This window comes from SAR324 cluster bacterium, assembly GCA_029245725.1.
Taxonomy (GTDB): domain Bacteria; phylum SAR324; class SAR324; order SAR324; family NAC60-12; genus JCVI-SCAAA005.
On record JAQWOT010000161.1, the window covers coordinates 1 to 10,961 of the forward strand.

At 44.6% G+C, this 10,961-nt stretch carries 12 protein-coding genes; 7 read left to right on the forward strand and 5 right to left on the reverse strand.

Annotated elements, in window-relative coordinates:
* Nucleotides 1–175: 175 nt before the first annotated feature.
* Nucleotides 176–1,420 carry a HAMP domain-containing sensor histidine kinase gene (locus P8O70_08085; GenBank protein ID MDG2196836.1) on the forward strand — a complete coding sequence of 415 codons (1,245 nt, stop codon included), beginning with the start codon at nt 176–178 and terminating at the stop codon, nt 1,418–1,420.
* Between the two features lie 281 nt (nt 1,421–1,701).
* Here the strand turns inward: P8O70_08085 and P8O70_08090 are convergent, their stop codons facing one another.
* Complete coding sequence (locus P8O70_08090) at nt 1,702–2,982, reverse strand: iron-containing alcohol dehydrogenase (protein ID MDG2196837.1); 1,281 nt, start codon at nt 2,980–2,982, stop codon at nt 1,702–1,704.
* A gap of 434 nt (nt 2,983–3,416) precedes the next feature.
* Here P8O70_08090 and P8O70_08095 point away from each other — a divergent pair, with 434 nt between their 5' ends.
* The 4 genes from P8O70_08095 to P8O70_08110 all read left to right on the forward strand — a co-directional run bounded on the left by P8O70_08095 (nt 3,417) and on the right by P8O70_08110 (nt 7,082).
* Nucleotides 3,417–4,184: an aldolase/citrate lyase family protein gene (locus P8O70_08095; protein MDG2196838.1), complete on the forward strand. Its 768-nt coding sequence runs from the start codon at nt 3,417–3,419 to the stop codon at nt 4,182–4,184.
* A gap of 15 nt (nt 4,185–4,199) precedes the next feature.
* Entirely contained in the window at nt 4,200–4,967 is a 768-nt protein-coding gene (locus P8O70_08100; protein MDG2196839.1) for a glucose 1-dehydrogenase, read from the forward strand.
* A 4-nt stretch (nt 4,968–4,971) separates the two neighbouring features.
* Nucleotides 4,972–6,147 carry a mandelate racemase/muconate lactonizing enzyme family protein gene (locus P8O70_08105; protein MDG2196840.1) on the forward strand — a complete coding sequence of 392 codons (1,176 nt, stop codon included), beginning with the start codon at nt 4,972–4,974 and terminating at the stop codon, nt 6,145–6,147.
* Nucleotides 6,148–6,227: 80 nt separating this feature from the next.
* Complete coding sequence (locus P8O70_08110; GenBank protein MDG2196841.1) at nt 6,228–7,082, forward strand: phytanoyl-CoA dioxygenase family protein; 855 nt, start codon at nt 6,228–6,230, stop codon at nt 7,080–7,082.
* 105 nt (nt 7,083–7,187) lie between these two features.
* Here P8O70_08110 and P8O70_08115 read toward each other — a convergent pair whose 3' ends face one another.
* Both P8O70_08115 and P8O70_08120 read right to left on the reverse strand, forming a co-directional pair.
* Nucleotides 7,188–7,688, reverse strand: coding sequence for a hypothetical protein (locus P8O70_08115; protein MDG2196842.1), 501 nt, complete (start codon nt 7,686–7,688; stop codon nt 7,188–7,190).
* A gap of 52 nt (nt 7,689–7,740) precedes the next feature.
* Nucleotides 7,741–8,148 (reverse strand): Gfo/Idh/MocA family oxidoreductase, encoded by a 408-nt coding sequence (locus P8O70_08120; GenBank protein MDG2196843.1) that lies wholly within the window; start codon nt 8,146–8,148, stop codon nt 7,741–7,743.
* A gap of 79 nt (nt 8,149–8,227) precedes the next feature.
* On the opposite strand from P8O70_08120, the gene P8O70_08125 reads away from it, so the two are divergent.
* Both P8O70_08125 and P8O70_08130 read left to right on the forward strand, forming a co-directional pair.
* Nucleotides 8,228–9,211, forward strand: coding sequence for an NAD(P)H-quinone oxidoreductase (locus P8O70_08125; protein MDG2196844.1), 984 nt, complete (start codon nt 8,228–8,230; stop codon nt 9,209–9,211).
* Between the two features lie 185 nt (nt 9,212–9,396).
* Entirely contained in the window at nt 9,397–10,293 is an 897-nt protein-coding gene (locus tag P8O70_08130) for a dihydrodipicolinate synthase family protein (GenBank protein ID MDG2196845.1), read from the forward strand.
* Nucleotides 10,294–10,337: 44 nt separating this feature from the next.
* Here the strand turns inward: P8O70_08130 and P8O70_08135 are convergent, their stop codons facing one another.
* Nucleotides 10,338–10,664 carry an NAD(P)-dependent oxidoreductase gene (locus tag P8O70_08135; protein MDG2196846.1) on the reverse strand — a complete coding sequence of 109 codons (327 nt, stop codon included), beginning with the start codon at nt 10,662–10,664 and terminating at the stop codon, nt 10,338–10,340.
* Between the two features lie 32 nt (nt 10,665–10,696).
* Nucleotides 10,697–10,961, reverse strand: a 265-nt coding sequence (locus P8O70_08140; protein MDG2196847.1) for an NAD(P)-dependent oxidoreductase, incomplete at its 5' end; no start/stop codon positions are given.

Here is a 10,961-nt window from a genome sequence, read left to right on the forward strand (position 1 = left end):
GTAGCTTCCAAGCACGGATGACTATCTTTGGTATTCTACTTTTCTTTTTCTCAGCCTTATTGGTAGTTGGGTTCTCTGGATTTTTCCTGCACAGAGAGTTTGAGTCTAGACTTCAGCAAAGCATTCTCGGGCAGCTGGAGCACTAAAGCTACATCTACAGTCTAGAGCTTTGCTTTTGTTGACCCTGCAACAGGAGCACGATCAGAATCGAATGCGTGGCACTTGGCTCCGCTGGCAAGAAGATCACGGAGCCCTATGGAAAACAATCCCAGCAAACTGGGAACAAGATCCCACAAGAATGAGGTCCCTTCTGCAAACTCACTTAGTCTCTGGTGATGAATGGAGTCGAATGCCTTCCAAGAATCTCGAACTGTCGAATAGTAGTCCACCTGAGGAATATCATAACCTAGATCTTGAAGAGGAAATTCTGATTACAGCTCGAGTTTTTTCAGATGGCTCGGTGTTGGCCATCGGAGAGTCCCATGCCTTCACACAACTTCAAATAAAACTTTTCAGACGCAGAGTTTTTAGGATTCTTCTGGCTGTGGGGATTGTCAGTATATTAGTGGGCTGGTTTTTTACACGAAAAGCCTTGCGACCCATCCAAGATCTGGTGGAAACAACTGAAACAGTAGCTGCAGGACGCTTAGACGCTCGTGTTCCAGAGCCTGACACTTCAGGTGAACTGGCTAAACTTACGCGGCTCTACAATGAGATGTTGGAACGTATTGAACAACTGGTTACGACCATGAACGAGTCACTTGATAATGTAGCTCATGATCTGAGAACTCCGCTAATGCGTTTGCGTAACTCAATAGAGTTGACGATCGCCAACGAAGCAGCCTCGGAAGAAGAACTCAGGGAGGCTCTATTGGATGTTGCGGAAGAAGCAGAGCAGATTCAATTACTGTTGACTGCATTGATGAATCAGGCTGAAGCTGTAGCTGGTACTATGCGCCTGAGTAAAGAATTGATAGACATAAATGTGTTGACGCAGGAAGCTTGTGAGCTCTATGAGTTGCTAGCTGAAGAAAAGCAAATTACCCTGCGAAAGAATTTTGCAGAAGCCCCGGTGTTTCTTGAAGCAGATCCAGTGAGGTTGCGTCAGGCTCTCGGAAACCTTCTTGACAATGCGATCAAATTTACTCCAGAAGGAGGACACATAACCGTGAGCATCCTCTCTGAGCCCAACGTGGTGATTATAGAAATCAGGGACACTGGAGTCGGTATCTCTGAGAGTGATCAACTCAGAATCTTTGAGAGGCTCTACCGGGGAGACAAAAGCAGAAGTACAAAAGGAATGGGCCTCGGTCTCAGTCTTGTTCAGGGTGTCATTCAATCCCATGGAGCTGATATTCAAGTCATCAGTTCCCCTAATCAGGGAAGTACCTTTCGAATTGAATTTTTACGTCCGACATAAAAATTATGAATTTTCAGACAGGCCTTAAATTAGGCATTCAAATCGTAAGGTATGCTGAGTCGTTCTTTTCCAAATTAATAGATCCAAATTTTTCATGGAATTTGTGGAGAGAACTGGAATCCTAACCAAAAGTTGGGTTTTGGCTTCTGGTTAAAAATGCTGAAGAGGAAGCGCTTTAGAATTTCTGGAGGGTACTGTGATTTTTAATGTGGTGCCAACAAGTGCTCTTGACTAGCGGGTGTTCGAACAGTTTCTGATCGAACACCCTAGTCCATCTGAAATTACCAGTGCTTCATGTTGCCTAAGAACAGATCTCTCAGCTCTCCGGGGCCAGCAGGAATGGGAGCTAATTTTGTTACCCTGTGCTGAGGCAATGTTCCCTCCACCAAGGCTGGCACATCTTCAGGACCGTAGCCGACAGCGTTCAGTCCATTGGGTAGGCCTGCCTTCCTCATTAAGTCAATCACAGCACCTGCCAAAACCTCTCCTGCATCATCTGGTGTAGCTCCACGTACATCGGTTCCCATCAACTCTGCACAACGTAGATGATTCTCTGGGTCTGCATTTCCTGTCCAACGAAAAACAGCCGGAGCATTCAAGATCACTGACATTCCGTGAGGTACTGTGGGATGGTCGGGTGGGTAATCAGGAGGAACATATTCCTTGACCATACCACTGACTGGATAGGACATTCCGTGAGGCAGGTGCACACCCGCATTCCCGAAGCCAATTCCAGCATAAGTTGCTCCCAAAAGAATGGCTCCACGAGCTTCGTCATCTTCAGGATCATCCAAAACACGCTGTATATTTTGCGAAATCAATTTTAAGCATTCTGAAGCCCAGATTCGACTGATCGGGTTAGACCCTTGGTAAGCGGGTCGCATTCCAGGAGAATCAGGTGCGGGTCGCTGGTGATACGGCAAGGCTGTCAATGATTCAAGTGCGTGGCTGACTTGGTCTAGAGCGGTGCAGGCTGTCACCATCTTTGGAAGGCTACGGGTGTTATCCGGATCAATGATCCCCATCAGAGGACGAAGCGATCTATGGGCGATCCCAGTCTTGGCTTCCATGGAGAGTAGGTCAAAGATTGCGACCCCTGTTGTCTCGCTACCGGTTCCTGCCGTTGTTGGAATACATATCATGGACTTGATGGGCCCTGGTACTGGTAGCCCCTTACCAATGGGAGGATTGACGTAGTCCAGGAAATCTTTTGGTGGGTGGGTCGCATATAGATTTGCTGCTTTCACCGTGTCCATACTGGAACCTCCACCCACACCGAGATAGCCATCAAAATTTCCCTTCTTGGCAAAATCAATAGCTTCGTGGAAAGACACATCGGTTGGTTCCACAGAAACTCCAGAATAGATTTCGTATTCCAGTCCAACGTCTTTGAGCGAAGCTTCAACGACCTCCATCGTAGCAAGCTTGGCTACTCGAGAATCAGTACAGATCATCAAACGCTTGACGCCCATATTCTTGAAGTCACTTCCAATCTCTTTGGTGACTCCTTTCCCAAACTTGATGCTGGAGGTGTCCATAGTGAATGCAGTTTCCAACTTCATTAGTGGCTCCTTTTAAGAGTTTATGATTAACATAATATTTCTGCTAACTATCAGGAACCTACAGACAATCAGCAAGTGCTATACTTTATTAGCCAATTTTGCATCCACAAAAGATCTATCAACTCACCTTTCAAACACTCTCGATTTTTCAGATACATTGGGAAAGAGAGGCTGAATATCCATAGAATTATCAAATTACAAAGCCACTAATCTTGAACTAGACGTAAAAATCCATTCCTTTTCATAGCTAAAAGAGGGTGCTTTTTAAGCCTTGAATTCCTCACAGCAACGAAATTTGATGATGGTCGAAAATATTCCAAGGTAAGAAAAAATTATTAGACTTGTTCCAGAAGTTTGACCTTCTCTAAAACGGCGAGTATGCAATTGGATTTGGTGACCAGGACGACTTTACTCACGTGATTTATCGGAGAAAGATGTATCGAAAAAATTTGTTGCGACAAAAACTTCATGCTGGTGAAAAACTGATTGGAACCTGGCATGAAATCCCAGATCCGGTAGTGACGGAGATCCTAAGTCTGAGTGGACTGGATTTCGTGCTTGTAGATAATGAGCATGGGCCAGGTGATGTGCTAACGGTGGCAAATCAGCTCAGAGCTTCGAATGGCACAGACACTACGTTGGTCGTTCGTATTCCATGGAATGATCATGTGATGATCAAAAAACTGTTGGATATTGGAGTCGAGTCGATCATGGTGCCAATGGTTGAAAACGCTGAGGAAGCAGAAGCAGTAGTATCCGCTGTCCACTATCCACCAAGAGGAATACGTGGAATTGCTCACACTGACGCTAGAGCGAGCGAGTATGGCTTTAAGGCAGATGAGTACTTGGAGACAGTTTCCGACAATACTTTTGTCATTTGCCAAGTGGAAAGTGCGAAGGCGGCAAATAACATTGATGAAATCGTGGCTGTAGATGGACTGGATATGATTTTCATTGGGCCGTTTGATCTTTCAGCTAGTTTGGGAACCCCAGCGAAATTTGAGAATCCAGAGCACCAGCGTTTAATGAAGAAAACGATTGACACCACGAAAACTGCGGGAAAATATTTGGGAGTCACCCCCTATGGAACGAACTCGATGGCAGATTTGTATGCACAAGGTTTTGATCTTGTCGTTAGTCTCGCTGATGTTGGAATGATTCGTGACGCTGCACGAACACTAGCAGACCAAAAACTCAAATAAACTCCTGGATAAAGCATGTCAGGACGATTAACTGATGAACTCATTCTGGTTACAGGAGGTAGTCGCGGGATCGGGGCTGCGATTGTCGAAAAATGCCTCCTGGAAGGTGCTAACGTATCATTCATTGATCTCGAAGAGGAGGAGGGGGCAAATCTCCTTACAAAATTAAATCAAGATAGTAAGTTATTGTTTGTCAAAGGGAATGTCTGCTCTGCTGAGGATTTGAAATGCTGGAGTGATGCTTCCCGAAAAAAGTTTGGTTCAATTACTGGGCTTGTCAACAATGCTGGTAGAAACTCCTATGCAGACCCAGTAACCATGACAGAGCAACAGTGGGAGGATGTTTTCGATGTTGATTTAAAAGCGGCCTGGCTTGCTGCTCGGGAAGCTTTACCAGATATGATTGCAAACAAACGAGGGTCGATCGTAAATATCGCATCAGTACATGCCAACATGACCTACCCTAATATGTTCCCCTATGCAGCTGCAAAGTCGGGATTGGTAGGGCTGACTCGTTCGATGGCATTGGAGGCTGGTTCACATCAGATCAGGGTTAATGCCCTCTCACCTGGTTATACTGAGACATTTCTGGTGAAAGAGTTTTTTGAAAGGAATGATCCTGCGCTTCGACAGAAGGTTCTGGACGTTCACCCGATGAACCGCATGGCAAAGCCTGCAGAAATTGCCAATTGTGTTGCTTTCCTGCTTTCGACTGAGGCATCCTTCGTTACAGGTGCAAACTGGATAGCAGATGGCGGCTTAACCTCTAGATTTGCTGGATGACTGAATGAGAATTGAATCCGTTGACTTCTTTTACCTTTCTATGCAGCGTGTAACGACTGAAGCAGATGGAAGCCAGGATGCGTTATTGGTGAGAGTTGCTGCAGGTGGCCTGGTAGGTTATGGAGAATGTGAAGCAGCCCCTTTGCCCTCCATCGCTGCTCTAGTTTGCCCATTATCTCATGGTTCCTGCCAACCAGTTCAGGATTCGGTGCTTGGACAAAACTTAAACAATCCTGCTGATATTCAGCGAATAAGTCAGTTGGTTGCTTATCAAAGTATGGATTTGCTCCAGGCTGCCCATACTTACTCAGGGATCGAGATGGCTCTTTGGGATCTTCTTGGTAAGTCCATGGATGCACCAGTCTGGAAACTGCTCAATTATCAGGAAAATTTTGCTAAAACTCCCTATTTTTCAGTCCTTTTTGGGGATGATCCGGCCATCACTTTTGAACGTGCGAAAAAAGCTCGTCGTACGGGCTTTCAAGCCGCTAAGTTCGGATGGGGACCAATTGGATTGGGATCTGCTTTAGAAGATCGGGAACATTTTCAAGCTGCCCGAGAAGGCCTTGGTAATGATGGACTTCTGCTCGTTGATACAGGTCAGATTTTTGGTGAAGATGTCGATAAAGCTTCTGAAAGAATAAGTCCAATGGAGGAGGCTAAGGTCCTTTGGTTTGAAGAACCTTTTCATGCTCATGCTTTACAAGAGTATGGAGAACTTGCGAGGCGAAGTGGTAAAATTAAACTCGCTGGAGGGGAAGGTGCGCATCATCCTTCGATGGCTAAGCATCTGATTGATTTTGGAAAAGTTGGTTATGTCCAAATCGACTGTGGTCGCATTGGTGGAATTGGACCAGCCAAAGTGGTAGCTGAATATGCTGTGGCCAATGGTGTTACCTATGTAAACCACACCTTCACCTCTCACCTTGCCTTGAGTGCTTCCCTTCAGCCTTATGCAGGGTTAAAAGCTCATGAAATTTGTGAGTACCCTGGCCAACCAAAATCCCTTGCACTGGACATTACCAAATCTCATTTGTTGCTTGATCAAAATGGCCAAATCAAGGCACCTGAAGCTCCAGGTTTAGGAATGGAAATCAATCTTGAAGCCCTGAAGTCATATTTGGTGGATGTTTCGATTGAAGTCAACGGTCAAAATTTATTTAAAACAACCCAATTTTGAATTTTAACGAATAAAGATGACTGATTGCTTCAAAAATAAATCTTTTTAGTTTGAGTTTAAAAAGGACGTTCGAAGGTTAAATGGAAAAGAGTCAAATAGATCAGTTCTGGAAGGAGGGCTATGTCGTTGTTGAATCAGTTGTACCATGGGAATTGATCCAAGAAGCTAACATTGTTCTTAAGCAACTTGTAGAAGATGCCTGCAAAGTTAATTCAAGTAATTCCATCTATGATTTGAGCGATCAACATACCGAACGGGTTCCAAGTGTGAGACGTATTAAGGATCCTCACCTAGTCCATCCAGTTTATGATCATATTATGCGCTCAGAAGCCCTGCTGGATTGCATCAGGGCCTTGTTGGGGAACGACCTGCGGATGGAGCATAGTAAGCTGAATATCAAGCAAGCCAAAGGTGGGGAAGCGGTGGAATGGCATCAGGATTGGGCCTTCTATCCTCACTCGAATGATGACATTCTTGAAGTAGGAGTACTTCTGGAAGATTGTGACGAGGAAAATGGACCGCTATTGATGATTCCCGAATCTCATAGGGGACCAATTGAAAATCATCATCATCCAGATGGATTTTTCTGTGGAGCAATTGATCTGGATCACGCTACTTTTGATGCAAAGAAAGCAGTTTCATTGACTGCAAAAGCTGGCGCGATCACCTTGCACCATGTTCGGATGGTTCACGGCTCACGTTCCAATCAATCAAATCGAAACCGGCCTATTTTGCTGATTGGCTATTCTGCAGCAGATGCTTGGCCCCTAAGAGGAATTAGTTCAATTGAAGAGTTTGAAGGCAGGATGATTTGTGGAAAAACACAACTTCCTCGCTTGGAGAAAGTGCCAGTTCGAATGCCTTACCCCCCAGCCCCTGATCAGGGATCCATTTTTGAAAATCAGCGCCTAGTAGCTGGAAAGTCCTTCCGATAATTCAATGAAAATGCATCTAAGTTTTAAGATCACGACTTATCCAAAGATTCGTTGGGTTGAAACAGAGTCATTGGCAAATTATTAACCCTTCCTCTGACAAGAATCTTAAAAAATACTCTCGATTAATCTTTGGACGGCCAGAGCATCTGAAAAATTCGCCAATCTCTTCTTGCCATCATCGAGTTGGAGTGCAACTAGATCCAATTGTCCCACGTAAGCTCGAATGGGTTGGCTCACTTCACTCTCAAGCAGTGGTTTCCAGCCATCTGGGTTTTGAAGATAAAGTTGGTACCATTTGTCAAACACCAGACATCCCTCTGATCCCAGAATTCGGTAACGAACGATATCTTGGCGAAAGCCTCCAACCCAAACGTTCACTGTTACTGGACCAACTGAGGACTCCCATCGTCCCATGAACAGAGTTTCAGCATGCCCAGTTTCTGGGTGTTCTATAATGTGAGGAACCCCCAGTTCGAGCTCGCCAAAGATTTCACGACTCAAGTAAGCATAGTGAGATCCTACTTCCCTCATCATGCCCCCCTGTTCTTGTCCACCAAGCCAAATAGCATGGGATTGCCAATCACGAGGCCATTTCGTAAATTTCATAATGAATTCTGCACCAAGCAATTCTCCGATAGATCCTCAGGTCAGCTTTTCTCTAGCTACTTACATTGAGGGAGTCCCTGAAAAACAAAGTTAATTCCTTGAAAAAATAATGATTTTCAATAATTTGGACTAGATTTTGACTTTTCGAAAGGCTGATTCTGAGTGGTTTTTCACATAGAATATTCCAGTTGTTAGACAATCCATCATAAATAGCCTGAGCGTGAAATTTTGGTGGAGTAGAAACATAGAGGAGATCGATTCCCCTTGTTCCCAAGAGAGCTGACATATCTTCTGTAAGCTTGAAAGATCTTACAGGACGTTCAAAGTTATCGAGTGAATCTGATCGAACATCTAAACCAACAAGAGGCTCAAATCTTTGGTGATCCATAATATGGGTCAACATCCTCTTGCCAACCGCTCCAAGACCAATGATTGCTGTTCGATAAATGTGTTTTGTCATGAATAAACCGCGTTCAATCAGTAAATCTGAAAATTAAAACCAAAAAATCATACGGCCCACGATGCAAGTTCCAAAAGTCATGAATCATATATCCATCAGAGAACCTGGAGATCCAGATGTTTTGGTGTCGGATACCGGACAGGTTCCTGAAATTGAAGATAATGAGGTTTTGATAAAAGTTGCAGCAGCAGGCATCAATCGACCGGATGTGATGCAGAGGCAGGGAAATTACAATCCACCTCCAGGTGCCTCACAAATCCCTGGACTTGAAGTGGCCGGTGAAGTGGCCGCTGTCGCTTCTGGTGTCACAGATTACAAAGTTGGGGACAAAGTATGCGCCCTAGTTTCTGGGGGAGGATATGCAGAATATTGCAATGCTCCCGTTCCACAGGTTTTACCTATTCCGGCTGGATTATCAATGGTTGAAGCTGCAGGAGTTCCTGAAAATTACTTTACAGTATGGACCAATGTCTTTGAGAGAGGAGGACTTCAGTCGGGAGAAACTATCTTAATCCATGGTGGTTCCAGCGGTATCGGGACAACCGCTATTCAGTTAGCCCACCTTCATGGAGCAAATGTCATCACCACGGTAGGCAGCGCTGAAAAATGCCAAGCCTGCTTGGATTTAGATGCCAAACATGCCATCAACTACAGAGAACAAGATTTTGTTGAACAGATCAGAGAAATCACTTCTGGTAAAGGCGTCGAACTAATCTTAGACATGGTTGGCGGTGATTACATCCAAAAGAATATTTCTTGTCTGGCATTAGAAGGAAGGTTGGTTCAGATCGCATTCCTGAAACCGGCAGTTAATGAAATCAACCTTGCCCCAATGATGATCAACCGACTAACAATTACTGGGTCCACACTAAGGCCAAGGACTGTTCAGCAAAAGGGGGCCATTGCCAATGAACTTCGCCAGCATGTCTGGCCTCTTTTCGAGGAGGGCAAACTCAAGGTTCTTGTTCATCAGACCTTCCCAATGAGCAAAGCCAATGATGCCCATCGTCTGATGGAAAAGAGTACACACATTGGTAAAATCATCTTAGATCTCTCAAAGTGATCTGAAACTATCTTCACGTTCTTCCTCAAAAGAAATCAACTGCAGCGCAGTCGAAAAGGGAATATCAAAAGCATCGATATAAGCCAAAATTGTTCTGAGCAGTTCTTGGTAAGTCTTGATTGCACTGGTGACCAGTAAATTGATCTAAACTTTGTTCCATCGAAACTCCAGAGGGAACTGATTCAATGAACATAGAATTTTCAGGCATTTGGCCCATCCTTTACTCCTTCTTTAGAGAAGATGGAAACTTGGATCGGACTGCAATGAGATATCAGGTTCAATCCTGCTTAGCTCAGAATATTCAGGGTTTAGTGGTCCTTGGCCTAGCAACGGAGGTTCATAAATTGTCCTCTGATGAGCAATTTATGATTCTGGAATGGGCTTTGGAAGATCTCCAAGGAATACTTCCTTTAGCAGTTACTGTCTCGGGTCCAGATGCTTCCACACAATTGAAATTTGCTCAAAAAGCGTCAGACCTTGGCGCAAGTTGGTTGATTCTTCAGCCACCTTCACGTCGTCCCCTGAGTGAAGAGGAATGTTTTGAACATTTCTCCGAGGTGATGAGCTCAATTCAACTGCCGATTGCCATTCAAAATGCTCCGGAGTATCTAGGGGTAGGCTTGAGCATTCCGAAAATCGTGGAGTTAAACCAACATCATTCTCATTTTAAACTTTTGAAAGGAGAAGGTTCTGCTGTCGAGGTTGAGCAACTTGTAAAGGCGCTGAAAAGCAGAATGCAGATTTTTAATGGCAGAGGAGGAATTGAACAATTGGATTCATTGCGTGCTGGCTGTGCTGGGTTGATTCCGGCCCCAGAGTTGGTAGATCGGCAAGTTAAAATCTATCAGTTTTGGAGGGATGGGCTAACGGATGAAGCAGAGGTACTTCAAAAGGAAATTCTGCCGATGATCGTCTTCAATATGCAGACAATCCCGCATCTACTCTGTTACGGTAAACGCCTTTTGGCTGCGAGATTGGGGCTAACAGTATTTGATCGGGCTCCTTTTCAAGGACCAAGTGAATTCGGTCTAAAAAGAATAGCTGAATTTGCAAAAAACTTAGGCCCTCTCTCCACTCGATAGTGATCTGATGAGCTTTAGGTTTTTTCTATTGGTTTGCTACGAATTTAAGTGACAGTTTCCAAATGAGCACGCTTACATGAAACGGGAGGAAGGTTTCGGCTGATCAATTCTAAGTCTTCAAGAACAAGTTTGCCAATCTGTTGTAAGGCAGAAGTCAATGCACCAGCGCGGTGTGCAGAGAGGAGCATATTCTTGGTTTGACGAATTGGGTCCTCTTGTGGAACAGGTTCTTCAGGAAACACATCGGTTGCTACTCGAATTCTTCCTGAGTTGGCAAATTTTTGTAGGTCTTTAAAGTCAGCGATTTCAGCCCTACTTAAAAGAATTAGCATCGCCCCAGGTTGCATCCATTCCAGCCGCTCGGCGTTCAAGAGTTTTGAATTCTCAGTTGTAATGGTGGCCGTTACAAAAAAAATCTACTCTCTCTGAGAAGTTGCTCCAATCCAACAGGCTGAACTCCATTCCTCTCTAAAAGTCCATAAGGTAACCAGGGATCGTGAGCTAAGATTTGATTCTGAAATCCCTGCAATACTTCTTTAAAAGCCCGCCCCAAATCCCCATACCCAAGAATCCCGACCGTGGCTCCAGTCAGTAATTCTGCTTCCTGATTCCCCTCCAAACCGTATTTCTCTAACCCATTTTGAAAATCAGCATGTGCCTGGTGAACA

What these genes read in the sequence shown, in the direction of transcription:
- P8O70_08105 (MDG2196840.1), top strand. Translation starts at nt 4,972, where the DNA reads ATGAGAATTGAATCCGTTGACTTCTTTTACCTTTCTATGCAGCGTGTA.
- P8O70_08125 (MDG2196844.1), top strand. Translation starts at nt 8,228, where the DNA reads ATGAATCATATATCCATCAGAGAACCTGGAGATCCAGATGTTTTGGTG.
- P8O70_08090 (MDG2196837.1), bottom strand. Translation starts at nt 2,982, where the DNA reads ATGAAGTTGGAAACTGCATTCACTATGGACACCTCCAGCATCAAGTTT.
- P8O70_08130 (MDG2196845.1), top strand. Translation starts at nt 9,397, where the DNA reads ATGAACATAGAATTTTCAGGCATTTGGCCCATCCTTTACTCCTTCTTT.
- P8O70_08120 (MDG2196843.1), bottom strand. Translation starts at nt 8,148, where the DNA reads ATGACAAAACACATTTATCGAACAGCAATCATTGGTCTTGGAGCGGTT.
- P8O70_08095 (MDG2196838.1), top strand. Translation starts at nt 3,417, where the DNA reads ATGTATCGAAAAAATTTGTTGCGACAAAAACTTCATGCTGGTGAAAAA.
- P8O70_08110 (MDG2196841.1), top strand. Translation starts at nt 6,228, where the DNA reads ATGGAAAAGAGTCAAATAGATCAGTTCTGGAAGGAGGGCTATGTCGTT.
- P8O70_08100 (MDG2196839.1), top strand. Translation starts at nt 4,200, where the DNA reads ATGTCAGGACGATTAACTGATGAACTCATTCTGGTTACAGGAGGTAGT.
- P8O70_08115 (MDG2196842.1), bottom strand. Translation starts at nt 7,688, where the DNA reads ATGAAATTTACGAAATGGCCTCGTGATTGGCAATCCCATGCTATTTGG.